The organism is Streptomyces sp. Ag109_G2-15 (assembly GCF_900215565.1).
GTDB lineage: Bacteria > Actinomycetota > Actinomycetes > Streptomycetales > Streptomycetaceae > Streptomyces > Streptomyces diastatochromogenes.
This window is the reverse complement of sequence record NZ_OCNI01000001.1, coordinates 3,092,688-3,116,215: the sequence shown is the minus strand read 5'-3', so window position 1 is coordinate 3,116,215 and position 23,528 is coordinate 3,092,688. Positions and strand designations below refer to the sequence as shown.

Annotated in this window: 26 protein-coding genes, 1 tRNA gene and 1 pseudogene; 19 read left to right on the top strand and 9 right to left on the bottom strand. The window is 72.0% G+C overall.

Annotation, left to right across the window (positions count from 1 at the left end):
* Positions 1–19: 19 nt before the first annotated feature.
* The gene (gene argJ / locus CRP49_RS13925) at positions 20–1,174 is read right to left on the bottom strand and encodes a bifunctional glutamate N-acetyltransferase/amino-acid acetyltransferase ArgJ (RefSeq protein ID WP_097253653.1); all 1,155 of its coding nucleotides are present in this window, start codon (positions 1,172–1,174) and stop codon (positions 20–22) included.
* A 120-nt stretch (positions 1,175–1,294) separates the two neighbouring features.
* Here argJ and CRP49_RS13920 point away from each other — a divergent pair, with 120 nt between their 5' ends.
* The 4 genes from CRP49_RS13920 to CRP49_RS13905 all read left to right on the top strand — a co-directional run bounded on the left by CRP49_RS13920 (position 1,295) and on the right by CRP49_RS13905 (position 5,760).
* Complete coding sequence (locus tag CRP49_RS13920) at positions 1,295–2,074, top strand: enoyl-CoA hydratase/isomerase family protein (RefSeq protein ID WP_257033396.1); 780 nt, start codon at positions 1,295–1,297, stop codon at positions 2,072–2,074.
* Positions 2,071–3,516, top strand: a complete 1,446-nt coding sequence (locus tag CRP49_RS13915; RefSeq protein ID WP_097253652.1) for an asparagine synthase C-terminal domain-containing protein — start codon at positions 2,071–2,073, stop codon at positions 3,514–3,516. Before CRP49_RS13920 ends, CRP49_RS13915 begins: the two co-directional genes overlap by 4 nt.
* Before the next feature lie 32 nt (positions 3,517–3,548).
* Positions 3,549–4,406, top strand: coding sequence for a catechol 1,2-dioxygenase (gene catA / locus CRP49_RS13910; RefSeq protein WP_097253651.1), 858 nt, complete (start codon positions 3,549–3,551; stop codon positions 4,404–4,406).
* A gap of 130 nt (positions 4,407–4,536) precedes the next feature.
* On the top strand, positions 4,537–5,760 hold the full coding sequence (locus tag CRP49_RS13905) for an FAD-dependent monooxygenase (protein WP_097253650.1): 1,224 nt from the start codon (positions 4,537–4,539) through the stop codon (positions 5,758–5,760).
* Here the strand turns inward: CRP49_RS13905 and CRP49_RS13900 are convergent.
* The 6 genes and pseudogenes from CRP49_RS13900 to CRP49_RS13875 form a co-directional block, all read right to left on the bottom strand.
* Positions 5,737–6,354: a poly-gamma-glutamate hydrolase family protein gene (locus tag CRP49_RS13900; protein ID WP_179851607.1), complete on the bottom strand. Its 618-nt coding sequence runs from the start codon at positions 6,352–6,354 to the stop codon at positions 5,737–5,739. The two genes, CRP49_RS13905 and CRP49_RS13900, sit on opposite strands and share 24 nt — an antisense overlap.
* Positions 6,355–6,356: 2 nt before the next feature.
* Positions 6,357–8,144, bottom strand: coding sequence for a copper resistance CopC/CopD family protein (locus tag CRP49_RS13895; RefSeq protein WP_257033395.1), 1,788 nt, complete (start codon positions 8,142–8,144; stop codon positions 6,357–6,359).
* 57 nt (positions 8,145–8,201) lie between these two features.
* Positions 8,202–8,963, bottom strand: a complete 762-nt coding sequence (locus tag CRP49_RS13890; RefSeq protein ID WP_097253647.1) for an SDR family NAD(P)-dependent oxidoreductase — start codon at positions 8,961–8,963, stop codon at positions 8,202–8,204.
* A complete protein-coding gene (locus CRP49_RS13885) occupies positions 8,960–9,436 on the bottom strand; it encodes a cupin domain-containing protein (protein ID WP_097253646.1) in 477 nt (158 codons plus the stop codon). The genes CRP49_RS13890 and CRP49_RS13885 overlap by 4 nt, the downstream gene beginning before the upstream one ends.
* Complete coding sequence (locus tag CRP49_RS13880; RefSeq protein WP_097253645.1) at positions 9,423–10,025, bottom strand: GNAT family N-acetyltransferase; 603 nt, start codon at positions 10,023–10,025, stop codon at positions 9,423–9,425. Before CRP49_RS13880 ends, CRP49_RS13885 begins: the two co-directional genes overlap by 14 nt.
* A pseudogene (locus CRP49_RS13875) lies at positions 10,003–12,164 on the bottom strand (penicillin acylase family protein). Before CRP49_RS13875 ends, CRP49_RS13880 begins: the two are co-directional and overlap by 23 nt.
* Positions 12,165–12,242: 78 nt before the next feature.
* Here CRP49_RS13875 and CRP49_RS13870 point away from each other — a divergent pair.
* The 5 genes from CRP49_RS13870 to CRP49_RS47850 all read left to right on the top strand — a co-directional run bounded on the left by CRP49_RS13870 (position 12,243) and on the right by CRP49_RS47850 (position 14,927).
* Positions 12,243–12,965 (top strand): siderophore-interacting protein, encoded by a 723-nt coding sequence (locus tag CRP49_RS13870; RefSeq protein WP_097253644.1) that lies wholly within the window; start codon positions 12,243–12,245, stop codon positions 12,963–12,965.
* 24 nt (positions 12,966–12,989) lie between these two features.
* On the top strand, positions 12,990–13,583 hold the full coding sequence (locus CRP49_RS13865) for an HhH-GPD-type base excision DNA repair protein (protein WP_097253643.1): 594 nt from the start codon (positions 12,990–12,992) through the stop codon (positions 13,581–13,583).
* Positions 13,584–13,685: 102 nt separating this feature from the next.
* Complete coding sequence (locus tag CRP49_RS13860) at positions 13,686–14,354, top strand: HdeD family acid-resistance protein (RefSeq protein WP_097253642.1); 669 nt, start codon at positions 13,686–13,688, stop codon at positions 14,352–14,354.
* A 77-nt stretch (positions 14,355–14,431) separates the two neighbouring features.
* Entirely contained in the window at positions 14,432–14,755 is a 324-nt protein-coding gene (locus CRP49_RS13855) for a hypothetical protein (protein WP_257033394.1), read from the top strand.
* Between the two features lie 46 nt (positions 14,756–14,801).
* Positions 14,802–14,927, top strand: a complete 126-nt coding sequence (locus tag CRP49_RS47850; protein WP_257033393.1) for a hypothetical protein — start codon at positions 14,802–14,804, stop codon at positions 14,925–14,927.
* A 495-nt stretch (positions 14,928–15,422) separates the two neighbouring features.
* On the opposite strand, the gene CRP49_RS13850 is transcribed toward CRP49_RS47850, so the two are convergent.
* Entirely contained in the window at positions 15,423–16,970 is a 1,548-nt protein-coding gene (locus CRP49_RS13850; RefSeq protein ID WP_097253640.1) for a helicase HerA-like domain-containing protein, read from the bottom strand.
* A 115-nt stretch (positions 16,971–17,085) separates the two neighbouring features.
* Between CRP49_RS13850 and CRP49_RS13845 the strand changes: the two genes are divergently transcribed.
* Entirely contained in the window at positions 17,086–17,382 is a 297-nt protein-coding gene (locus tag CRP49_RS13845) for a type II toxin-antitoxin system VapB family antitoxin (RefSeq protein ID WP_003999914.1), read from the top strand.
* Between the two features lie 99 nt (positions 17,383–17,481).
* Positions 17,482–18,114: a LytR C-terminal domain-containing protein gene (locus CRP49_RS13840; protein WP_257033392.1), complete on the top strand. Its 633-nt coding sequence runs from the start codon at positions 17,482–17,484 to the stop codon at positions 18,112–18,114.
* 36 nt (positions 18,115–18,150) lie between these two features.
* Here the strand turns inward: CRP49_RS13840 and upp are convergent, their stop codons facing one another.
* Positions 18,151–18,786 carry a uracil phosphoribosyltransferase gene (gene upp, locus CRP49_RS13835; RefSeq protein WP_097253638.1) on the bottom strand — a complete coding sequence of 212 codons (636 nt, stop codon included), beginning with the start codon at positions 18,784–18,786 and terminating at the stop codon, positions 18,151–18,153.
* A gap of 96 nt (positions 18,787–18,882) precedes the next feature.
* Between upp and CRP49_RS13830 the strand changes: the two genes are divergently transcribed.
* The 8 genes from CRP49_RS13830 (at position 18,883) to CRP49_RS13795 (ending at position 23,521) form a co-directional block, all read left to right on the top strand.
* Positions 18,883–19,080 carry a hypothetical protein gene (locus CRP49_RS13830; protein WP_097253637.1) on the top strand — a complete coding sequence of 66 codons (198 nt, stop codon included), beginning with the start codon at positions 18,883–18,885 and terminating at the stop codon, positions 19,078–19,080.
* 345 nt (positions 19,081–19,425) lie between these two features.
* Positions 19,426–19,959 (top strand): hypothetical protein, encoded by a 534-nt coding sequence (locus CRP49_RS13825; protein WP_097253636.1) that lies wholly within the window; start codon positions 19,426–19,428, stop codon positions 19,957–19,959.
* Between the two features lie 56 nt (positions 19,960–20,015).
* Positions 20,016–20,447, top strand: a complete 432-nt coding sequence (tadA, locus tag CRP49_RS13820) for a tRNA adenosine(34) deaminase TadA (protein ID WP_244201952.1) — start codon at positions 20,016–20,018, stop codon at positions 20,445–20,447.
* Positions 20,448–20,492: 45 nt separating this feature from the next.
* Positions 20,493–20,577: transfer RNA gene (locus tag CRP49_RS13815), tRNA-Ser, on the top strand.
* A gap of 155 nt (positions 20,578–20,732) precedes the next feature.
* Positions 20,733–20,912 carry a hypothetical protein gene (locus CRP49_RS13810; protein ID WP_097253635.1) on the top strand — a complete coding sequence of 60 codons (180 nt, stop codon included), beginning with the start codon at positions 20,733–20,735 and terminating at the stop codon, positions 20,910–20,912.
* Between the two features lie 31 nt (positions 20,913–20,943).
* Positions 20,944–21,237 carry a Dabb family protein gene (locus tag CRP49_RS13805; protein WP_094218764.1) on the top strand — a complete coding sequence of 98 codons (294 nt, stop codon included), beginning with the start codon at positions 20,944–20,946 and terminating at the stop codon, positions 21,235–21,237.
* Between the two features lie 175 nt (positions 21,238–21,412).
* Positions 21,413–22,282, top strand: coding sequence for an RNA polymerase sigma factor SigF (locus CRP49_RS13800; protein ID WP_097253634.1), 870 nt, complete (start codon positions 21,413–21,415; stop codon positions 22,280–22,282).
* A gap of 312 nt (positions 22,283–22,594) precedes the next feature.
* Positions 22,595–23,521, top strand: a complete 927-nt coding sequence (locus tag CRP49_RS13795; protein ID WP_094218762.1) for an RNA polymerase sigma factor SigF — start codon at positions 22,595–22,597, stop codon at positions 23,519–23,521.
* Positions 23,522–23,528 lie beyond the last annotated feature (7 nt).

The following is a 23,528-nucleotide window of genomic DNA, read 5'->3' as shown; positions in this document are numbered from 1 at the left end:
GTGCCGCGCCGCGGCCGGCTCAGGTGGTGTAGTCGGCGTTGAGCTTCACGTAGCCCTCGGTGAGGTCGCAGCCGTAGACCGTGAACGCGCCCTCGCCGATGCCGAGGTCCACCCGGATGACCACCTCGTCGCCGGTGAGATACCGCGCCGCCCGCTCCAGCAGCGCGTCGCTCGGCTCCTCCGGGTGCATGGGGAGATCGCCGAACCAGATGCGGACGCGGTGCGGCTGGATGTCGGTCTCGTCGTCGAGCTTGCCGATGGCCATCGCGACCCGGCCCCAGTTGGGGTCGGCGCCGTGCACCGCCGTCTTCACCAGGGGGGAGTTGACCACGCTCTTGCCGACCCGCTTGGCCTGGGCGTCGTCGCGGGCCCCGGTGACCTGGACCTCGATGAGCTTGCTGGCGCCCTCGCCGTCCGAGGCGATGTCGCGTACGAGGCGCAGCGCGACGGTGTACAGCGCCTCCTCGAACTCGGCGAGGTCGACGGGTCCGGCCAGGCCGTTGGCGAAGAGCGCGGCCGTGTCGCTGGTGGAGGTGTCGGTGTCGATGCTCAGGGCGTTGAACGTCCGGTCCATCACGCGCCGGAACAGGGCGTCGAGTTCGGCGGCCGGGATGTCGGCATCGGTGAAGAAGAACGTCAGCAGGGTCGCCATGTTCGGCTCGATCATGCCGACGCCCTTGGCGATACCGGCGAGGACGGCATCGCCGACCCGCACGCTGAAGTGCTTCGGGCGGGTGTCGGTCGTCATGATGGCCGCGGCCGCCGTCGCGTAGTCCGCTTCCGGGAACGGCCAGGACAGCGCGTCGAGTCCGGCCCGGATGCTCTCCATGGGATAGGGGCGGCCGATCACACCGGTCGAGCCGATGACCAGCTCCTCGGGGTCGATGCCGACGATCTCGGCGACCCTGCGGCGCACTTCGGCGGCGTTGTCCGCGCCCGCCTTGCCGGTGGCCACGTTGGCGTTCCGGGAGAGCACGACCATGCCGCGGCTCTGCTGCCGGGGCGCCACCTCGCGGCTGATGACGACGCTCGGTCCCGCGAAACGCGAACGCGTGAACACGGCGGCGGAGCGGGCGGGAACGTCGGAGACGACGACCGCGAAGTCGTCCTCGATGTCCTTGAGCCCCATGTTCCTGGTCACGCTGCGAAAGCCCTTCGGGCCCGTGATCGCCATGTCTCACATCCCTTCTCGATGAATGAACATTCCGATCACCGTACATTCAATCAACTCCTCGTGCACCAGGGCACCGAACCGACCGCATAAATATTCCAACTGTTTGCTGAGGGAGGGTCCGTGTCGACGATCGACATCGAGACAGCGACCATGAAGTGCGAGGTACTTTCCGAGGGCATCGCCCTGGTGGAGTTCTCGCAGGCACACGAACAGAACCCGTTCAGCAGGGCGCGCATGCGCGAGCTGACCAGGGTGATGACCGACCTCGACGGCGACGACCGGATCCGCTGCGTCGTCCTGTACGGCGGCGCGGGCCGGTCCTTCGGGGCCGGCGGCGACTTCCACGAGGTCTCGGAGTTCTCCGGCGGCGACGAGGTCGACGCCTGGATCGACGACATCACGGACCTGTACGGCACCATCGCCGGCATCTCGAAACCCGTCGTCGCCGCCATCGACGGCTTCGCGATCGGCGTCGGACTGCAGATCGCCCTCTGTTGCGACCTCCGCATCGGCAGCCGTACCTCGACGCTGGTGATGCCCGAGTTCCGGGTCGGCATCGCCTGCAACTTCGGCGGCTACATGCTGGAGACGGTGGTGGGCCGCAGCGTCATGCAGGAGATGCTCTACACCTGCGCCGAGTGGCCCGCCGACCGCGCCCTCACGGACGGCCTCCTCCAGGAGGTCACCGCCCCGGAGGACCTGCTGGACAGCGCGCTCGGCCACGCCCGGCGCATCGCCTCGTACACCGCCGCCGCCGTGCAGTCGACCCGTGCCCGGGTCAACGGTCCCTTCGTGGAAGGCCTGCGCCGGGTCCGCGACGAGGGCAAGCGATCCCACCGCACCGCCTTCTCGGCGGGCGAGGCCCAGCAGCGCATGCGCCGGATCATCGGAAAGGCGTGACCGTGACCTCCCTCGTCGACCTGCCTCCGGTCAGCAAGTGGTGCGTGGTCACCAACGCGCCCGTGCCGGAACTGGCCCGCCTGTCCCAGAGCGCCGACCTCGGCGACCTGAACGTGTACTACCGGGGGCCCGCCGGCGCCGTGCTCCCCGACAACCCCCCGTTCACCCTCGACGTGCGCACCCTGACCGCGTCCCCTGAGGACCCCGGCCACACCGCCGCCACCGTCCTGCGCGTCGAGGCGGACACGGTCACCCTGCACATCTCCGCGTTCAACGAGGACCCGGTCTACTACGCCGTCAACCGCCTGCGCGGCCTGTTCGCCTACTTCACGGACCTGCTGCTCGCGCCCCTCGTGCTGCCCGCCCTCGACCTGCCCGTCGCGTCCACCGAGGGCACCCCCGGCCACGAGCGCGGCACCCTCCTGCTCGGCGTGAACCGGCTGCGCCACGGCATCCACACCCGCACCCGCCGCACCGGCGGCGCCTGGCTGATGGAGGCCCGCGACGAGCACGACCCGCTCGCCTCGTTCCGCGCCCCGCTCCGCGACGACCCGCTCGCCGCCGGCGAGGCCCAGATCGAGGCGCTGACCGAGGAGATCCGCCGGATCGCCGCGGCCACCCCCGAGGGCACCGGCTACGCCACCCTCCTGTCGGGCGGGATCGACTCCGGCACGGTGACCTACCTCGCCGCCCGGGCCGGCCTGCCCGTCACCCCGTACAGCGTGGCCACCCCCTGGGGCGACGAACTCGCCGACGCGGCCGAACTCTGCGCCGAACTGGGCATCGCGCTCGAACCCGTCCATCTGACCGAGGACGAGATCATCGCCTCCATACCGGAGGCCGTCCGCTGGCTGGGCGTCACCGACCCCGAGGTCGTCGAAGTCGCCCTGACCGCCACGTCCGTGCAGCGGCTCGGCGCCGTCGCACCCGAGAAGGTGCTGCTCACCGGCTACGGCAGCGATCTGATCAACGCCGGCCTCTACCGCCCCTTCAACCACCGCGACGACCTGATCGACCAGTGCCTCACGGCCGTCGACCGCACCCGGCGCAGCAACGAACTGTCCAACCGCATGCCGCTCGCCTACGGCACCACCACCCACCACCCCTTCTGGGCCTGGCCGGTGATACGGGTGGCCCTGGAGACCGCGCCGGAGTGCAAGGTGCGCGAGGGCCGCGAGAAGTACCACCTGCGCACGGCGATGGGCACACGGCTGCCCGAGCCGATCGCCTGGCGCAAGAAGATCGCCGTGCACCACGGCGGCGGACTCCAGCAGGGCGTGATCCGTCGCCTGGAGAAGGAGACGGGCCCCGTCGACCGTGAACGCCTCTACCGGGCCTGTTTCGCCGAACTCCTCGACCGGGCCGCGCAGGGCGAACTGGAGCCCGCCGACCCCTGGGCCCTCCTGGAGGGCGCGGTACGCCGCGTCCGCCGCCCGCACTGACCACGACAGCACCCGTAGAACCGAGGGAACCGATGACCGAGCAACTGACAGCACCGACCGCCACCGCGGCTTCCTCCGGTGCGGCCGCCACCGAGCAGTTCCGCGCCCGCCAACGCGACCAGGCGCCGGTCGCCGACACCGCGAGGGTCAGTGCCCTCGCCGGCGAACTGATCGGTGCCGCACGCGACATCATCCGCCGCCACAAGGTGACGTACGCCGAGTTCGACGCGCTGAAGGCGTGGCTCATCCAGGTGGGCGAGGACGGCGAGTGGCCGCTGTTCCTCGACGTCTGGATCGAGCAGACCATCGAGCAGGTGGCCAACGAGAACCGGGACGGCACCAAGGGCAGCCCGGAGGGCCCGTACTTCGTGCCGGACGCCCCGCGCCTGCCGGCCGACAGCGCGCTTCCCATGCGGGAGAGCGAAGGGGGCGTCCCGCTGGTCTTCCAGGGCCGGGTCACCTCGACCGACGGAACCCCCCTGCCCGGCGCGACCATCGAGATGTGGCAGGCCGACGACGACGGCGTGTACTCCCAGTTCGCGCCCGGCCTGCCCGAATGGAACCTCCGCGGCACGGTGGTGACCGGCGACGACGGCGCCTTCAAGGTGCGCACCGTCGAGCCGTCTCCGTACGAGATTCCCACCGACGGCTCCTGCGGCAGGCTCATCGCCGCGGCGGGCTGGCACGCGTGGCGCCCTGCCCACCTGCACGTGCGGGTGTCCGCCGAGGGACACCACGTCCTGACCACCCAGCTGTACTTCAAGGGCGGCCCGCACATCGAGGACGACATCGCGTCGGCGGTCAAGCCGGAACTGATCCTGGACCCCACGCCCGTCGGGGACGGCAGCAGCCGTGAAGTGACCTACGGCCTGGTCCTCGACCCGGCCTGACGACCGACGACAGCCGAGCACGGGACCACACCGCCGACCGGAGGGCGACCGGTCCGGTCCGGCGCACCAGGGCGTGCGCCCGGCCGGACCGGACCGTCGTGGGTCGGCCACGAGAAGCGGGGACTACGAAGTGAGGCGACGCGTTCGCACTCAGGTGGGCATCATCGGTGCGGGACCGGCGGGCCTGGTCACCGCCGCCGTACTGGGCCAGGCGGGCATCGACCACGTGGTGCTGGAGCGGCAGACCCGTGAGCACATCGAACAACGCGCCCGCGCGGGCCTGTTGGAACATCGCACGGTGGAATACCTCCGAAGCCGGGGACTGGCCGGCCGCCTCGTGGCGGAGGGCCGCCGGGCCGGCTGGTCGGACTTCCGGATGACCGGCAGCCGCATGCGCCTGGACTACGAGACACTCACCGGCGGCCTGCGGCACTGGGTGTACCCGCAGCACCTTCTGGTGCGGGACCTGTGCGACGAACTGGCGGCCGCCGGACGGGCGCCGCTGTTCTCGCACCCCGTCCGGGAGGTGAACGGCCTGACCGGACCGACGCCCCGCATCGTCTGCGACGACGTGGAGATCGACTGCGATTTCGTCATCGGGTGCGACGGCTACCGGGGCATCGCGCGCACGCTCGTGCCCAGCGGGCCGAACTCCCCCCAGGACGCCGCCGTACGGTATCCGTACGAGACTCTGACCATGCTCGCCGAGGTGGACGTCCCGGCAGAAGGGGTTCTCTACGCGATCACGGAGGACGGGTTCGCGGGAATGATGCCGCGCACCCCGCGGATCAGCCGCTTCCACCTGCAGATCCCGCACGGGGACACTCCCGGGGACTGGCCGGCTTCCCGCATCAGGGAACGACTGGCCCGCCGCCTGGCCGACAGTGGCACCGGGGCGCCGAAGATCGGCGCCGTCACCGAAGTACGCACCCTGCTGATGCGCAGCCACATCGCCGGGTCACTGCGCCACGGTCGGCTGCTGCTGGCCGGGGACGCGGCCCACATCCTGACACCGTTCGGCGGCAAGGGGGCCAACCTGGCGATCGCCGACGTCGCGGACCTGACTCGGGCCCTGATCGCGCATTACCGGCACGGTGCCGACCACGAGCTGGACACCTACAGCGACCGGCGCATGCGCGAGATCTGGCAGGTCCAGGAGTTCTCCCACCGTCTTCTGCAGCTGGTGATGCTGCCGGCCGGTATCAGCACCCCCGCTGAACGCCGCTTCGCACTCGGCCTGAAACGCACCGTCGTCGAACGCATCACCCAAGGACACGAAGCCGTGGCATTCGCCCATGACTATGTGGGGTCCGGAACCAGGCGGTGCCGGTCAGCAGTCGCGGAACTCGGGTGACGACTCCATCAGCTGCCGGACCCCGGCCGTGAGTGCGGTCGTCACCGTCGGGGGTGGGGTGTCCGGGGCTCCGAAGGTCTTCTGAGGGCCCTGGGTCCGGGCGCTCAGGGGGAGTTCGATCTGGACCCCGCCGGCCGGGGTCAGGTTCACCGGGTTGCGGGGGCCGAGGCCGCGCAGGCCGGTCGGGATGTGGTCCAGGTCGGCGACGGTCTCGAAGTCCGGGGCGAGGAGGGTGAGGCTGTGGGCCAGGGTGCCGGCCGCCGCGCGGTTGCGGCCGCCCAGGAAGATCGAGCGGGGGGCCTCGGGCCTCAGGTGACCGTGCAGGGAGATCGTCAGGGACACATGGGCCAGGAACCGCTGCAGGGCCCCGCAGGTGGGCACGGACATGCGGTGCGAGGGGATGTGCACCGGGTCGCCGGCGGGCTGGGTGAAGACGAGGCAGCTGGCGCCCGTGCGGGCCGCCACCTCGTGGGCCAGTTCCGCCGTGCCGCCCTCCTTGCTGCCGTGCAGGGCCAGCAGCCCGACACCGGACGACCGGACCGTCAGGGCGGCGGCGAACTCCACGCCCTCGATCAGCACGCGCTCGGTCGCCACCGCTAGCGCACCACCCGCACGGTCTTCGCCACCGTCACCTGGTCCACCTCCGACACCCGTACCGTCACCTTCATCGTCCATGTGCCCGGGATCGGCACGTTGAAGGCGTCCGCGGCCCAGTAGCCGCCCCGGTCGGTGACCCTGGTGTCCAGGGGGCCGATCCGCTGGGCGGGGAGGGTGAAGGTGATGCGCAGTTCGGGGACCGCGGACAGGCCGCCGTCGGGACCGTAGACCACCGCCTGGACGGAGTTCGTGCCGACCCGGCCGGCGTCCAGGGTGATCTGTACCTTGCCGTGGCCGCCGGGGGTGCCGACGTCGAAGGGGATCGTGGTGACCGAGGCCGCCTGGATGCCGGTCGTCGCCGTGCCCGAGTCCGCCGCCTCGGCCGCCGCCCGGCCCGGGAGCGTGCTCGTCAGGAGGGTCGTCAGGACGAGCACCACGATGCCCACGCCCATCTCGGCCAGCACCCAGCGGCGCAGGTGGCGAGCGTCAGGGGAGGGAGCGGGTGAAGGGGCCGGATCCGGAGGGAGCGGGGGACCGCCGGCGGGCTCCGGGACGCGGTCCCGTTCGCGTGCCGTGGGCAGGCTCGCCAGGCGGGTCGTCCAGCGGCGGGAGCGGGACGCGGCCGCGAGCAGGAGGGTGACCGCCGCCAGCTTCGCCAGCAGGATGCGGCCGTACGTCGTGTCGCTGAGCGCCTGCCAGGAGCCGAGGCCCCGCCAGGACTGGTAGACGCCGGTCACCACCAGGACCGTCACCGAGGCGAAGGCCAGCCGGGAGAAGCGGGTGACGGTCCGGGCCGGCAGCGCGGCCGGGACCGGTGCGGTGCGGCGCAGGGTCAGCAGCAGGGCGGTCAGGCCGCCCAGCCAGGCCGCCATCGCCAGCAGGTGGAGCGTGGCGGAGGTGATCGCCACGGGTACCTGGAGGCCCGCCGAGGCGTGCTCCGAGGCCGCCCAGGTCAGGGCGAGGGCGACCGAGAGGACCGCGGCGGTCGCCAGGGCGGCCCGGCGGGGGATCCCTCGGCGCCATCTCCGCACGGCCAGTGCGCAGGCTCCGGCCAGGAGCAGCAGGGCCAGGCGGGTGAGGAGGAGTTCGCCGGGGCGGGTCGTCGTCGTGCGGGAGAGGGCGGAGAGGGCGAACGCCGTCGTCGGGGCGGTGCCCTCCTCGTACGGGGCCCGCAGGAGGAAGAGGGCGATCGTCGAGGCGAACAGGGTGCCCCAGGCGGCCACCACCGGTGTGCGCAGGTGGGCCGGCCGCGGCGGGCGGCAGTACGCCACGAACGCCGCCGGGCCCAGCAGCAGCGCCACGGCCAGGTAGGCGAGGTAGCGCGCGATGTTGTAGAGGCTGGTCGTCGCCCGGTTCTCCGCACGGTCCGGGAGCACGCTCGTCGCCGTCGCCGTGCGTTTGCCGACCGAGAAGGTGAGCGCGCCGGACACCGGGTGGCTGTCCGCCGACACCACCCGCCAGGCCACCGTGTACGTGCCGGTGCCCAGCTTGGCGGGCAGGCGGACCCGGACGGTGTCGGAGCGGCCGGCGGCGTGGTCCGCCTCGCCGGTGCGGACGCGCCGGTTCTGGGGGTCGTAGACGCGCAGGGAGTCGGTCAGCAGGCCGACCGACTCCGTGAAGGTCAGGGTCACTTGGCGCGGCGCCGTCCTGAGGACGGTTCCGTCGGCGGGGTCCGTCTGGCGCAGGGCCGCGTGGGCCGAGGCGGGGGCGGTCGTGCCGAGGAGGAGCAGGAGCAGGCCCGCGCCGAGGACGGTCAGCCGTCGCAGCCACCGGTGTTCGTCGCGCACCTCACCCCTCCGTCCCACTGGCCTTCTGTGTACGTACGGATGGATCGGCCGCCGCGCTCACCAGGTCGGCCGGGCCGACACCCCGCCGTCCACCACCAGATCATGGCCCGTGATCCAGGAGGCGAGCGGCGAGGCGAGGAACACACAGGCGTCGGCCACGTCCCGCGCCCGGCCCAGCCGCCCGGTGGGAACGACGTCGAGCCAGCGGCGCACGCCCTCCGGCCAGGCCTGGGCCAGGCCCTCCCGGTCGATGAGGCCCGGCGAGACCGAGTTGACCCGGATGCCGAGGGGGCCGTACTCCAGGGCGGCCGCGCGCGCGTGCATGACGACGGCGGCCTTGGCGGCGCTGTAGTGGGCGTGGCCGGGGGCGGGCCGGTCGGCCTCGATGGAGGCGATGTGGGTGATGGTGCCGCCGCCGTGCTCGCGCAGGTGGGCCGCGGCGGCCTGGGTGCAGGCGAAGACGCTGGTGAGGTTGGTGTCGACGACCGTGCGCCACTCGGCCGCCGTCATCCCGGCCAGCGCCTGGACCGGCTGGACGGCCGCGTTGTTGACGAGGGCCGTGAGGCGGCCGCCGGACCAGTCGGTCATCTCGCGGACCAGCCGGTGGCATGCCTCCTCGTCCGTCAGGTCCGCCCGCAGGACGACCGCCTCGCCGCCCAGCTCCCGGATGCGGGCGGCGACTTCACCGGCCGCCTCCACCGCCGTACGGCAGTGGAGGGCCACCGCCGCGCCCTCCTCGGCGAAGCGCAGGGCGATGGCGGAGCCGATGCCGCCGCCCGCGCCGGTCACCAGGGCGGTCTGTCCGTCGAGGAGGGTCATGGGCGGCACAGTTCCGCGATCCGGGCGGCCTCCGCCGGGTAACGCGCCGTGAGGTCCCCCGGGTCGCCGTGTTCGTAGCCCTTGTAGGTGAATCCGGGGGCCATCGTGCAGCCGAAGAAGGCCCAGGCGCCGCCGGGGGCCACCCGGGCGCCCATCCAGGTGCGGGCGGGCACGGTGAGCTGGAGGTGCTGGCCGTCCCGCAGCCCGGGGCCCAGGACGGTGGTGCGGGTCGTGCCGTCGGGGGCGAGGAGCAGCAGGTGGAGCGGGTCGCCCAGGTAGAAGTGCCAGATCTCGTCGCTGGGCAGGCGGTGCAGGGCGCAGAAGTCGTCCGCGGTGAGCAGGGCCACTATGGCGGAGCCCTCGGGGCGGCCGTCCGGGCGCTCGGGCCCGGCCCAGGTGCGCCGGAACAGGCCGCCCTCGCGGGGGATCGGCTCCAGGCCGTAGTAGGCGATCAGCTCCTCAGGCGTGGTCACCCGGGAAGGCTACCTCCCGGTCCAGAAAGGCCAGTTGGGCACGCTTCTCGGGCAGGTACACGTCCGGGATGTCAACCTCGGGGAGGACCACCTCGGGGCCGCGCCGGAACCCCTGGCGTTCGAAGCGGGCGATCGCCTTGGTGTTGCGCCCGTCCGGGTCGACCACGACCCGGCGGCGGTCCAGGTCCAGCAGCACGTACGACGTCATCGCGGTCAGCAGGGCCGCGGTCCAGCCGGGGCGCGGGCCGGCCGCCGCGGCGGGCGCGAGGAGGAGGTGGACGCCGATGTCGCCGGGGCGGACCTCGTAGCACTCGCCGACCCGGTCGGCCCCGGGCTCGTAGGTCTGGAGCAGGGCTGCCGGTTCGCCGTCCTTGGTGACGAGGTGGGCGTGGTGGCTGTCGAGGCCGGCCATGTGGGCGTAGACCTCGGCCACTTGGGCCCGGGTGAGGCCGGTCATCCCCCAGAACGCGGCCCGTTCGTCGCTCACCCAGGCATGGACCACCTCCGCGTCGGCCGCCGGGTCGAGGGGGCGGATGCGGACGGTGCCGTAGCCGTCGATCACCTGTTCATGGACGTGCGGGTCGGTCATCGGTCTCCTTCTCCAGGCGGTCCCAGTCGGTGACGACGGGAACGAGTTCTCCCCTGAGCCACAGGGGGAGTTGGTCACGGTGGTGCGGTGAGCCGGGGACCCCGGACGCGCCGAAGGGCACCACCCAGCGGCTGTCCTCACGGCGGGCCAGATCCCAGACGTAACGGGCCGCCGGGCCGCGCGCGGCGAGGTCGGTCAGACCGGGCACGGCGGAGGTGCACAGCACGCAGTCGTGGTCGCCGGACAGGCCCGGTTCGTCGTACGACTCGTCGGGCAGCGCCCGCCAGGGGGCGAGGCGGTGGGTGCCGCCCCACGGGCCCGCCGGCGCCCCGGCGGCGACCTCCTCGACGGCGGCGCGTACGGCGGCGGGCCGGTCGACGCCGTACAACTCCTCGGCGCTCAGCAGATGTTCGAGGGCGAAGCCGATGCGCGGGACGAGGGCGAGCCAGGGGAGGAGGACCTCCGGGTAGGCGGGTGCTTCGGTCAGCGCGGCGAACGCCGGGTGCGCGGCGAGGTGCCGTACGACCGCGCCGCGCACCGCCGCGTACGTCGCCGCGTCGGCGCTGTCCGCGTCCATGCGGCGGTTCCAGGCCAGGAGGCGGTCCCTGAGCCGGGCGGCCTGGGGGGTGAGGTCGTCGAGCTCGGCCAGGTGGTCCAGGAGGGGCGCGGCGGAGGCGAGGTGGGTGTCCATGTGGATCGCGGGCAGGGCGTCGGCGGACCAGGTACGGCGCTCGTCGAGGAGGGTGCGGATGCGGGCGGCGCGGTGCGGTGGGGCGAACTCGGTGCCGAGGGGGTGGCCGGGCCGCGCTGGTTGGCCATCACCGCGATGCCGTCGGTCAGGTCGGCGCGGGGCATCTCGTGCCAGCCGTGCCAGTCGTGGCCGGGGTGCCAGGCGGGTACCAGACGGGTGCGGTTGGCCTCCGGCCGTACGGGTACGCGGCCTGCGACCCGGTGCAGGGTGGCGCCCTCGGTGTCGGCCGCCTGTACGACGTTGACGGGCTCGGCCCAGGTGTCGAAGGCGTGGTCGACGTCCTCGACCCGGCGGGCTCTGAGGAGGGGGAGGAGGGTGCTGAAGCCGAGGTCTTCTGTGACGCGGGGTGGGTAGCGGAGGGCCAGGGCCGACCCGGCTTCGCCTTCGGCGGCTCGTGGAGTGTCGTCTGCCACCTTCGCCTTGGCTCCGCCATTGGCGGCTCGCCTCGGTTCCGTTGACTCCAGGCCCTCCGGGCCGCCGGCGATCACCGGGCCCCGGTCTGTCTCGATGACCTCGATCTCCAGCGGGTCCTCCCCCGCGATCCGCACGGTTTCCGTGTGCCGACGGGCGCGGTGCCAGGTGCCGTCGGGGCCCAGGGCCTCGACACCCGCGCCCGTGCGGCGGAGGCGTTCGCGGTAGAGGTCCTGGTAGTCGGCCATGGCGTTGGTGATGGACCAGGCGACCGTGCCGGTGTGGCCGAAGTGGGCGATGCCCGGGACTCCGGGGACGGCCAGGCCGACGACGTCGAACTCGGGGCAGGAGAGGCGGATCTGCTGGTAGACGCCGGGGGCCTCGATGAAGCGGTGCGGGTCGCCGGCGAGGAGGGGCAGGCCGCTGACCGTGCGGTCGCCCGCGAGGAGCCAGCCGTTGCTGCCCGCCGTGCCGGGGCCGTCGGTGGCGAACAGGCCGACCGCCTCCGGGCCGAGGTGCCGTATCGCCTCCTCGCGCCACAGCTTGGCCGGGAAGCCCGCGAACAGGATGTGCGTGGCGAGCCAGATGCCGAGCGGGGTCCACGGCTGCCAGGGGGTGGGGGTGAGGCCGGTCCGGGTGAACTCGGGGGCGCGGCGGGCTCCTTCCGGCAGGCCCTCGTTGACGCCGTCCACGTACGCCCGGACCCAGTCCGCCGTCTCCGGGTCCCGTCTCTCCAGCGCGGTGAAGCAGCGTCTCGCGGTGTCGTCGAGGCGGGCGCGCCGGGCGAAGACGTCCCAGGGGAGGGCGCTCGCGCCGAGGAAGGCGGCCGAGGTGCCCTCGGAGCGGTGCCGCTCGACCTCCAGCTGCCAGGCACGGTCCAGGGCGGTGACGCGGCCCTGGGCGTGGGTGAGTTCGCGGGCGCCGGCGGCACGCAGGTGGGGGATGCCCCAGGCGTCGCGGTAGGTCTCGGTGGTCACCTTGGGACACCCCTTCGTTTTAGGTTAGCCTTGCCTAAGTCGATCGTGCAGGAATCGTACGCGAGGGGTGGAGACGCGATGGGGCAGGGGCGGGGCTGGGAGGGAGCGGTCCTACGACTGCTGCGCGCCAAGGACTTCGTGTGCACGGTCACCGAGGCGGAGGACGTCAGCCCGCACTACCGGCGGCTGCGGATGGCCGACGGCGGGCTGCTCGCCGCTGCCGGCGTCCACCCCACGATGTGGATACGGCTGTGGTTCTCCGACGCCGGCCGCCCGCACCAGCGGGCCTTCACCCTGGTCGACCCGGACCCGGCGACCGGCACCTTCGGCCTGGAGTTCGCGCTGCACGAGGGGTGCGCCAGCGACTGGGCGCGGGCCGCGCGGCCCGGGGACACCATCGAGGCGACCGTCCAGGGCACCGGGTTCCAGCAGCCCGATCCCGCCCCCTCGCATCTCGTCGCCGTCGGTGACCCGGCCTCGCTGCCCGCGATCAACTCCCTGCTCGGCGCCCTGGGTTCCGCCCCGGCGACGATCTGGTTCGAGGGCACCCTGGACGGCCTCCCCTGCCACGCCGACCCGTCCCGCCACGAGATCCGCGAGGTGCCCCGCCGCGACGCGGGGGCCCACCTGGCCGAGCGGGTCCGCGCCGAGCTGCCCGTCGTGCTCGACGGCACCCCTGACCCGTACGTCTGGATCGCCTGCGACACGGCCACCACCCGCACGCTGACCTCGTACGTGCGCAAGGAGCTGGGGCTGCCGAAGACCCGGGTGCATGCCCTGGGGTACTGGCGCGCGTCCTGACGCCCCAGGCGCGATCATCGACCCATGGACGTCACTCTGCACCTCGCCCAGGACCCCGAGGCCGACGCGCTGCTCGGGCGCAGTCCGCTCGCCGCGCTGACCGGGATGCTGCTCGACCAGCAGGTTCCGATGGAGTGGGCGTTCAAGGGGCCCGCGACCATCGCCGGGCGGATGGACGCCGAGGATCTGGACGCGCACGAGATCGCCGTGATGGACCCGGAGGCCTTCGCCGCGCTGCTCTCCGAGAAACCCGCCGTGCACCGCTACCCGGGCTCGATGGCCAAGCGGATCCAGCAGCTGTGCCAGTACCTCGTCGAGCACTACGACGGAGACGCCGAGCTGGTCTGGAAGGGCGTCGAGGACGGGCGTGAGCTGCTGCGGCGGCTGCAGGACCTGCCCGGGTTCGGCCGGCAGAAGGCCCAGATCTTCCTCGCCCTGCTCGGCAAGCAGCTGGGCGTCACACCCACGGGGTGGCGGGAGGCCGCCGGCGCCTACGGCGAGGCGAAGTCCTTCCGCTCCGTCGCCGACATCACCGGCCCCGAGTCGCTGGCCAAGGTACGCGCCCACAAACAGGAGATGAAGGCGGCGGCCAAGGCCGCGAAGACCGCGGGGAAGTAGGGCAGGCACCCGACCCGGGCGGCGGGGCGCCCGCGGGGGCGGGGCTCACCCGGACGATCCACCCCGGTGGCCGGGCCTGTCCGGGCGGGCCAAGCATGGAGCATGACCGAGGCACCCAGCGGTGACCCCTCCTGGGGGCGCGAGTACGACGATCGCAACGTCCACGCGGGAGGGGGCCCGCAGACACACCACGAGCCCGAGCCGCCCTTCGAGGGCCCCCTGCACGCGCTGTCCCGGGCCGCCTGGCAGGTCGTGCTGCTCACCGGCATCGCCTCGCTGGTCCTCGGCGTCCTGGTGCTGATCTGGCCGGGCCCCTCCCTGCTCGCCGCGGGTGTCCTGTTCGGCGTCTACCTCCTGATCAGCGGCATCTTCCAGCTGGTCGCCGCGTTCGGCACCCACAAGACGACCTCGCTGCGGGTGCTCGCCTTCATCAGCGGCGCCCTGTCGATCGTGCTGGGCCTGTTCTGCTTCCGCGGGCCCATGCAGTCGATCCTGCTGCTCGCCCTGTGGATCGGCATCAGCTGGGTGATCCGCGGGATCACCCAGACCCTGGCCGCCGCCTCCGACAGCCGTATGCCCGCCCGGGGCTGGCAGATCTTCCTCGGGATCGTCACCTTCATCGCCGGGATCGTGCTGATCGACTCGCCGTTCGAGTCGGTCGCCGTGCTGACCCTGGTCGGCGGCTGGTGGCTGGTGGTCGTCGGCGTCGTGGAGATCGTCACCGCGTTCCGCATCCGCGGCCGCGCCCGGCAGGTTCCGCACACCGTGTGATCCCCGTGGTACGCCGAGCGGGCGAATCTCCCGGCATGCGGGCTGCGGGGCGGGTGCCCGGCGGGCACAGAACCGCCGTGAGCGGGACCCCGAGCCTCCCCCGGAGCCGTACCTGGCTGCGGGTGCTCGTGCTGCTCCTCGCCCTGTGGGTGCCCGGCGCCCATCTGCAGGCCCAGGCGGCACCCGCCCCGGCCGTGTCGGCCGAGACCTCCGAACACGACGTCCTCGACACACTGCTACGGCCGCCCGCCCGCACCCTCCACCACACCGACGCACCCGAGCGCGCCGCTCCCCTGCCCGACCCGCCGGCGCCGGTACGCCCGGCCCTGCGCCCCTGCCCCGCCGTGCCACGGCCGCCGTACGCCGTCCCCCTGCTCAGAACGGTGGTCCTGCGCTGCTGACCGTGCCCTTTCCCCAGGCCAGTCAGCTCGACGCAAGGAACCGACCATGCCCACAGACCCGTACGCGGTCCTGCGCGCCCTGCTGCGCGCGGAGGCCCGACGCAGCGCACCACCCCAGCCGGAACGGAAGAACCCGCAACCACGGCAGCCGGCGAAGGAGGACGACCGCTGACACACCGGCGGAGGCGACCACCGCCTCCGCCGGCCCACACGACACGGCCAACGCCCCCGCCCAGCCCCGCGGCACGGCCAACGCCCCGCCCAGCCCCGCGGCACGGCCAACCACGCCGCCCTGCCGAGCGGTACGGCCAACCACGCCGCCCGGCCGCACAGCACCGCCGCCGCCCCGCCCAGCCCCGTGGCACGCGGCCAACCACGCCGCCCTGCCGAGCGGTACGGCCAACGCCCCTGCCCGGCCGCACAGCACCGCCGCCGCCCCGCCCAGCCCCGCGGTACGGCCGAGACGCCCCCGCCCGCCCCCGCGACCCGACCGACGCCCCCGCCAAGCCGCTCGGTACAGGTAGCGCCCCACCGCGCCACACCGAACACCCACCGACACGCCCGGCCGCCCACTACGGATTGCGTCCACCGGGCCACACCGAACACCCACCGCCCCCGCCCAGCGCCACGGAACGCCTGCCGCCCCCGCCCGGCCCCCGCCGAACGCCTACCGTCTCCGTCGCGCGGTGCCGAACAGGGACCGGGTGATCTCGCGGCCGATCTGGGTGCCGACCGAGCGGGCCAGGGACCTGAACATTCCGCTGCTGACGACCTGTTCGACGAGGGACGGCTCCTCCTCGGGAGCCTTGGGAGTCGCGGGAGGCCTGGCGGCCTTCGGGGCGGCCTCGGGCGCCTGTGGCCGCTCGGCGCTCAGCTTCTCGTACGCCGACTCACGGTCCACAGCCTGTGCATAACGCCCGTGGAGCGCGGACCCCTGCACCGCGCGGTCCAGCTCGGCCCCGTCCACCGGGCCCATCAGGGACTCCGGTGCGCGCAACCGGGTGGCGGCGACCGGGGTCGGGGCGCCCTTCTCGCTGAGCACGGTCACCACGGCCTCGCCGGTACCCAGGCCGGTGAGGAGTTCCTCCAGGTCGTAGGCGGAGTTCGGGAAGGTCTTCACGGTCGCCTTCAGCGCCTTCTGGTCGTCCGGGGTGAAGGCCCGGAGCGCGTGCTGGACCCGGTTGCCGAGCTGGGCGAGGACGTCGGACGGTACGTCCTTCGGGGTCTGCGTCACGAAGAAGACGCCCACCCCTTTCGAGCGAATCAGGCGCACGGTCTGCGTGATCGACTCCAGGAACGCCTTGGAGGCGTCGTTGAAGAGCAGGTGCGCCTCGTCGAAGAAGAAGACCAGCTTGGGCTTGTCGGCGTCACCGATCTCCGGCAGGTCGTGGAAGAGGTCGGCCAGCAGCCACATCAGGAACGTCGAGAAGAGCAGCGGCCGGTCCTGGACGGCCGGGAGTTCGAGCACCGAGACGACGCCCCGCCCGTCCGGCGCCGTACGCAGCAGATCCGCCGTGTCGAACTCCGGCTCCCCGAAGAAGTCCGCCATGCCCTGCGCCTCGAAGGCGGTCAGGGAGCGCAGGATCACCCCGGCCGTGGCCGTGGACAGGCCGCCGATGTTCCTCAGCTCGGCCTTGCCCTCGTCGGAGGTCAGGAACGCGACGACCGCCCTGAGGTCCTTGAGGTCGATCAGCTCCAGGCCCTTGGTGTCGGCGTAGTGGAAGATCAGGCCGAGGGACTGCTCCTGGGTCTGGTTGAGCTGGAGCACCTTCGACAGCAGCACCGGGCCGAAGCTGGTGATCGTGGCCCGCACCGGGATGCCGTGGCCGAGCCCGCCGAGCGCGAGGAACTCAGCCGGGAAGCCGGCCGGCGTCCACTGCTGGCCCACCTCGGCGGCGCGCCCCTGGACCCGGTCGCTCGGCTGCCCCGGCCGCGCGATGCCGGACAGGTCGCCCTTGATGTCCGCGAGGAACACCGGCACACCCTGCGCCGACAGCTGCTCGGCGATCAGCTGGAGCGTCTTGGTCTTGCCGGTGCCGGTGGCGCCCGCGACGAGACCGTGCCGGTTCAGCACGGGGAGCGGGATGCGGACCGGCGCGCCCGGGTGACAACCGCCGTCCCACAGCAGGGCGCCGAGGTCGAGCGCGGGACCGGTGAAGGCGTACCCGGCCGCGATCCGCTGGGCCTCTGCGGGGAGCGTCTCGCTGTCACTCATCTCCAACCCCTGTTCCCGATAGGCCCCGCTATGATCCGTTTCGCCACGGCTTTTCCAGCGTCGCACTCCGTCGCCTTGGCTGCGCCCGGAACGTCTTGACCGGTAGGCTTTCCGTGTGATCTTCAAGCGCATCGGAAACGGCCGGCCGTACCCCGACCACGGCCGGGAAAGCACCCGGCAGTGGGCGGACGTCGCGCCGCGCCCGGTCCGCCTCGATCAGCTCGTGACGACCAAGGGGCAGCTCGACCTGGAGACCCTGCTGGCCGAGGACTCGACGTTCTACGGCGACCTCTTCGCGCATGTCGTGAAGTGGCAGGGCGACCTGTATCTGGAGGACGGCCTCCACCGTGCGGTCCGCGCCGCCCTCCAGCAGCGCCAGGTACTGCACGCGCGCGTGCTCGAACTCGACTGACCGCGGCACGACACGGCCGTTGACCCTTTTGGGTTCCGCTGAGCGGCGTCGACTGATCATCTAATAGGCATCGCCGCCCGGGCGCACTACGCTGCGCTCATGAGCATGCTGACTCCTCCCGGCATGGGCGGCCAGTACCGGATCACGGGGGACAAATACCCTCGGATGCGCCCTCCCCGGCGACGCGGCAGGCTCGTGTTCGCCGTGGTGGCGTCCGTCGCCGTCCTCGGCCTGATCGGCTGGGGCACGCTGCAGCTCATCGACGCCTTCACCGGCGGCGACAAGAAGACCGCGGCGTCCGGCCCCAGGGCGGAGTGCCGTACCAAGGCGAGTACCGCCGCACAGGTGAAGGCGCTGCCCAAGCCCGGCGAGATCACCGTGAACGTCTACAACGCCACCGCGCGCACCGGGCTCGCCAAGGACACGGCGGACGAACTGAAGAAGCGCGGCTTCAAGATCGGCAACGTGGGCAACGCGTCCAAGCAGTACGACAAGAAGGTCAAGGGCACCGGAATACTCCTCGGCCCCGCCTCCGCCCTGAACACCTCACTGCCGGTCCTCGCCACCCAGCTGACCGACACCGAACCCCGCACCGACACCCGCAAGGGCACCGACGTCGACCTGATCATCGGCGACGGCTTCAAGACCCTCACGCAGCGAACGGCCGCCGACCAGGCACTGGTCAAGCTGACAGCACCCGAGCCGACGGCGTCTACGAAGAAGAGCTGCTGAACAACTCCCCAGGGGCGCGGCAAGGCGCCCCGGCCCTTACTCCGCCGCGCCGTAAAGCCGATCCCCCGCGTCCCCCAGCCCCGGCACGATGTACCCGTGCTCGTTGAGGTGATCGTCGACAGCCGCCGTCACCACAGTCACCGGCGTCCCCGCCAGCTCCCGCTCCATGACCTCGACACCCTCGGGCGCGGCAAGCAGCACCACCGCGGTCACATCATCCGCACCGCGCTTGATCAGCTCCTGGATGGCCGCGACCAGCGTGCCGCCGGTGGCCAGCATCGGGTCCAGCACATACACCTGCCGCCCCGAGAGATCCTCCGGCATCCGCGAGGCGTACGTGGACGCCTGCAGCGTCTCCTCGTTGCGGATCATGCCCAGGAAGCCCACCTCCGCGGTCGGCAGCAGCCGGACCATGCCGTCCAGCATGCCGAGACCGGCGCGCAGGATCGGCACGACCAGCGGGCGCGGGCGGGCGAGCTTGACGCCGGTGGTCTGCGCGACCGGCGTCCGGACGTCGACGGCCTCGGTCCGTACGTCCCGCGTGGCCTCGTAGGCGAGCAGGGTGACCAGTTCGTCGGCGAGCCGCCGGAAGGTCGCGGAGTCGGTGCGCTGGTCGCGCAGCGTGGTGAGCTTGTGGGCGACCAGGGGGTGGTCGACGACGTGGAGACGCATGCCCCTAACAGTAACCGCGCTCGGTGGCCCCTTGCTCTGGCATCAAACCGCCCGTCCGAGGGAAAGTGGGAGGGACGGACCGGGGGTGGTGTGACTGTGCCTGACCAGCCTGACCGCAAAACCGACGCCGCCGAGCCGGAACAGCCCGAGACCGAAGCCGAGCGCCGGCGCCGCCGCGCCCAGTTCCTGCGCGATCTCGCCGAGGCCCGCGCGCTGCGCGAGCGCGTCCAGCCCCGGCGCACCAAGGCCGCCCGACTGCGCCACGCCATGCGGATGCGGACCTTCCGCTGGTAGGGCGGGACCGGGTGCACGGGCAGCGCAAGGTGAGATCCCGGTGAGGAAGATCCGTGCCCGCTCCGACATTTGGGAGGTGGGCGTGCGTGGGTGCTCGGAAAAGCCGCGTACGATCCGCAGGTGGCGGCAACGAGTGCGCTGGTGAGTCCTTCGCCCCCGGAAGTTCCCCCGGGTGCCGGACTCACGATCAAAACAGCCAGACACAGGGAGCCGAAGACGTCCCCTGAACGCCTTGTTTCTGCCACGATTCCGAGTGGGTGGGGCTCGGAGCACAGCTCTCTCCGCCCAGAACCTCCGCCGGGGGGACCCCCAACCGGCACGCCTATGACCAGTGGGAGAGTCACGGTGTACTTCGCCGCACTGCTCGCGCGCACCGAAGACGGGTGGGAAGCGAGCGACACAGAGCTCGACGATGTGGAGACCCTGTCGGATCTGGCCGACCTGGCCCGGGAAGCCACTCCCGACGAGGACACGGTGTTCGTCCTGATCGAGCAGGAGGACGCCTGGTTCGGTCTCGTCCGCGTGGACGGCGAGGAGGACCCTCGCATCTTCGTCTCGGACGCGGCCGCCGCCGCCCGCAGCGCCTACGGTGAGCTGCTGCTCACCGACGAGCTCCTCGGCCGGGAGCCCGGCTCCGACGACGGCCCCGACCTGGACTCGCTGGACCTCGACGGCACCGAGGACGGCGAGACCGAGGACGAGGACGACGAGGAGGGCTCCGCCGTCGGCGCGGTGCCGCACGGCCCGGTGGGCGACGGCCGCATCCTCGACGACCTGGGCGTCAGCGAGAAGGAGCTGCTGGGCCTGGACCCGAACGAGGCGCTGGCCGAGATCGCCGAGGCCCTGGGCGCCTCGGACGTGCTGGAGACCGTCCGCTGACCGCTTCGCACACGGAAGGCGCGCCGGACCCGGTACGCGACCGCTGGCGGGCCGCGATGCGGCTCGCCCTGGACGAGGCCGAGCTGGCCGTCCGGGGCGGGGACGTCCCCGTCGGCGCCGTCGTGCTGTCCCCGGACGGTACGACGGTGCTCGGGGCCGGGCACAACGAGCGCGAGGCCACCGGCGACCCCACGGCCCACGCGGAGGTCCTGGCGATCCGGCAGGCCGCAGCGAGGCTCGGTGAATGGCGGCTGAGCGGATGCACGCTGGTGGTCACCCTGGAGCCCTGCACGATGTGTGCGGGCGCGCTCGTGCAGTCCCGCGTGGACCGGGTGGTCTACGGCGCCCGCGACGACAAGGCGGGCGCGGCCGGCTCCCTCTGGGACGTCGTACGGGACCGGCGGCTCAACCACCGGCCCGAGGTCATCGAGGGCGTCCTGGCCGAGGACTGCGCCCGGATTCTCACGGAGTTTTTCCGGGGCCGCTGAATACCGATTTCAAACCCTGCCCCACCTTGCTGTAAGGTCTCCCTCGGTAGCGTGTCCGAGCGGCCGAAGGAGCTCGCCTCGAAAGCGAGTGTGGCGCAAGTCACCGAGGGTTCAAATCCCTCCGCTACCGCTGAAGAAGGGCCCCGTCGCGAGACGGGGCCCTTCGTGCATGGTCGGCAAAGGACCCCGACGGGCGGGCCGTTGGTCCCGGAACGGGGCGTGAAGGTTACACTCGCCGCCGGCAACAGGGGTCCCACGGGGCACACAGGCACAGGGGAGGCCGCGGTGACGGTGAACGCCAAGAAGATCGCCGTGTACGTGCTCGTGGTCTTCGCGCTGTACGTGATCATCACGGATCCGGCCAAGGCGGCCGACTACGTCCAGATAGCCTTCGAGGGCATATCGGACGCGGCCAAGGCCATAGGTGACTTCATGACCTGGATCGCCAACGGAGCAAAGAACTGAGCACGCAGCCGAGAGAGCTGAGGTACACCCCATGATCCGCCACCTGGTCCTCTTCAAGCTCAACGAGGGCGTCGAGCGCGACGATCCGCGGGTCGTCGAGGGCGTGGAGGCCTTCCGGGCGCTCGGCGGCCAGATCGAGGAGCTGCGCTTCTGGGAGTGCGCCTGGAACATCAGCGACCGGCCGATCGCCTACGACTTCGCGATCAACTCGGCGGTCGAGGACACGGACGCCCTCAAGCGCTACCTGGAGCACCCGGCCCATCAGGCGGGCGTCGCGCTGTGGCGGGAGTTCGCCACGTGGGTGATCGCCGACTACGAGTTCTGAGCCCCTCGCCCCAGGAGCCCTCCGCCGGGAACGGCGGGGGGCTTTCGTGCGTCTTATGGCCCAACTTGGCGCCGTTTGACCACAACACGGCGCTATCCGGTGCTTGCACACAGTGCACATGTCTTGTGATGCTATGACCGCTTTTGACGGATGATTGACCGATGAAGAGGTGGCGTTGACCGTGTCGGCCAGTACTGCGCCGCCCCAGGACGAGGCGCCCGCCCCAGCCCCCGCCTCCGCTCCCCCCGCCCCCGCCACGGCCCCTCCCGCCCCCGAGAAACGCCGCGGCGCCGACACCCGCGCCCTGACCCAGGTGCTCTTCGGCGAGCTGAAGGACCTCAGGCCGGGCACCCCGGAGCACAACCGGGTACGCGGGGCGCTCATCGAGGCCAACCTCCCGCTCGTGCGCTACGCCGCCGCCCGCTTCCGCTCCCGCAACGAGCCGATGGAGGACGTCATCCAGGTCGGCACCATCGGCCTGATCAACGCCATCGACCGCTTCGACCCCGACCGGGGCGTGCAGTTCCCGACCTTCGCGATGCCGACCGTCGTCGGCGAGATCAAGCGGTACTTCCGGGACAACGTCCGCACGGTCCACGTACCGCGCCGGCTGCACGAGCTGTGGGTCCAGGTCAACAGCGCCACCGAGGACCTCACCACGGCCTTCGGGCGCCAGCCGTCGACCGCCGAGATCGCCGAGCGGCTGCGGATCGGCGAGGACGAGGTGCTCTCCTGCATCGAGGCCGGGCGGTCGTACCACGCCACCTCGCTGGAGGCCGCGCAGGAGGGCGACGGGCTGCCGGGCCTGCTGGACCGCATCGGCTACGAGGACCCGGCCCTGGACGGCGTGGAACACCGCGACCTGGTCCGCCATCTCCTCGTCCAACTCCCCGAGCGCGAACAGAGAATCCTTCTCCTGCGCTACTACAGCAATCTCACCCAGTCTCAGATCAGCGCGGAACTCGGCGTGTCCCAGATGCACGTCTCGCGGCTACTCGCGCGTAGCTTTCAGCGGCTGCGTTCCGCGAATCGGATCGAGGCATAACCGGCGCACGGGCGCACGGACCGGAACACACCAGCTCGCACCCGTTCGCAAGCAGGATCGATCGGTAACCGGCGAGAGCGAATCGCTCACCAGGGCGGTTCCCGACAGTTGTGCCCCGAAAAGCCGTCAGACCCCTTCTTTCCAGGGCCGATTCGTAACTCACGTGTCGACATGTCACTACAGCGTGTTGCCGACATGTGACATTCTGCGGGAAGCGCGTTTGCCGGGCCTCCGGCACCGGTATTCAGGTGAAGGCTGCGTTGCTCGAAAGGCATCGCCGCCGCGACCGTCCCGCGACCCAAAGGGGGTGGCATGTCCGCAGACCAGGGCAGCTCGAAGGTGCTCACGCCCACGAGCGAGGCAGCGCCCAAGGAGCTCCACGCTCTCGACGTCCTCGATGACGTCACGGCCCTCGAAGCCGTGCCGGCCCCGCCCGTCCAGGCCCCCGATGCCGCTCCGGCCCTCCCGGCCACGGCGGACATCGACACCCGCACCCTGTCCCGCTCCCTGTTCCTGCGGCTCGCCGCACTCGACGAGAACAGCCCCGAGCGCGCCTACGTCCGGGACACCCTGATCGAGCTGAACCTCCCGCTCGTGCGCTACGCGGCGGCCCGCTTCCGCTCGCGCAACGAGCCGATGGAGGACATCGTCCAGGTCGGCACCATCGGCCTGATCAAGGCGATCGACCGCTTCGACTGCGAACGGGGCGTGGAGTTCCCGACGTTCGCGATGCCGACGGTCGTGGGCGAGATCAAGCGCTTCTTCCGCGACACCTCGTGGTCGGTGCGCGTGCCGCGCCGGCTCCAGGAGCTGCGGCTGGCCCTCACCAAGGCCAGCGACGAGCTGTCCCAGAAGCTGGACCGCTCCCCGACGGTGACCGAACTGGCCGCGGTGCTCGGCGTCTCCGAGGAGGACGTGGTCGACGGCCTCGCGGTCGGCAACGCCTACACCGCCTCCTCGCTCGACTCCCCGGCCCCCGAGGACGACGGCGGCGAGGGCTCCCTGGCCGACCGGCTCGGCTACGAGGACACGGCCCTGGAGGGCGTGGAGTACCGCGAGTCCCTCAAGCCGCTGCTCGCCAAACTGCCGCCCCGGGAGCGCCGGATCATCATGCTGCGCTTCTTCGCCAACATGACCCAGTCCCAGATCGGCGAGGAGGTCGGCATCTCCCAGATGCACGTCTCCCGCCTGCTGACCCGGACCCTGGCCCAGCTGCGCGAGGGGCTCATCTCCGACTGAGGCTTCC

Bases quoted from the DNA above. Each gene is read 5' to 3' on its own strand.
- upp (WP_097253638.1), bottom strand. From the start codon at position 18,786: ATGCGTCTCCACGTCGTCGACCACCCCCTGGTCGCCCACAAGCTCACC.
- CRP49_RS13865 (WP_097253643.1), top strand. From the start codon at position 12,990: ATGGACGTCACTCTGCACCTCGCCCAGGACCCCGAGGCCGACGCGCTG.
- CRP49_RS13850 (WP_097253640.1), bottom strand. From the start codon at position 16,970: ATGAGTGACAGCGAGACGCTCCCCGCAGAGGCCCAGCGGATCGCGGCC.
- tadA (WP_244201952.1), top strand. From the start codon at position 20,016: ATGCGGCTCGCCCTGGACGAGGCCGAGCTGGCCGTCCGGGGCGGGGAC.
- CRP49_RS13880 (WP_097253645.1), bottom strand. From the start codon at position 10,025: ATGACCGACCCGCACGTCCATGAACAGGTGATCGACGGCTACGGCACC.
- CRP49_RS47850 (WP_257033393.1), top strand. From the start codon at position 14,802: ATGCCCACAGACCCGTACGCGGTCCTGCGCGCCCTGCTGCGCGCGGAG.
- catA (WP_097253651.1), top strand. From the start codon at position 3,549: ATGACCGAGCAACTGACAGCACCGACCGCCACCGCGGCTTCCTCCGGT.
- CRP49_RS13805 (WP_094218764.1), top strand. From the start codon at position 20,944: ATGATCCGCCACCTGGTCCTCTTCAAGCTCAACGAGGGCGTCGAGCGC.
- CRP49_RS13860 (WP_097253642.1), top strand. From the start codon at position 13,686: ATGACCGAGGCACCCAGCGGTGACCCCTCCTGGGGGCGCGAGTACGAC.
- CRP49_RS13840 (WP_257033392.1), top strand. From the start codon at position 17,482: ATGAGCATGCTGACTCCTCCCGGCATGGGCGGCCAGTACCGGATCACG.
- argJ (WP_097253653.1), bottom strand. From the start codon at position 1,174: ATGGCGATCACGGGCCCGAAGGGCTTTCGCAGCGTGACCAGGAACATG.
- CRP49_RS13795 (WP_094218762.1), top strand. From the start codon at position 22,595: ATGTCCGCAGACCAGGGCAGCTCGAAGGTGCTCACGCCCACGAGCGAG.
- CRP49_RS13870 (WP_097253644.1), top strand. From the start codon at position 12,243: ATGGGGCAGGGGCGGGGCTGGGAGGGAGCGGTCCTACGACTGCTGCGC.
- CRP49_RS13890 (WP_097253647.1), bottom strand. From the start codon at position 8,963: ATGACCCTCCTCGACGGACAGACCGCCCTGGTGACCGGCGCGGGCGGC.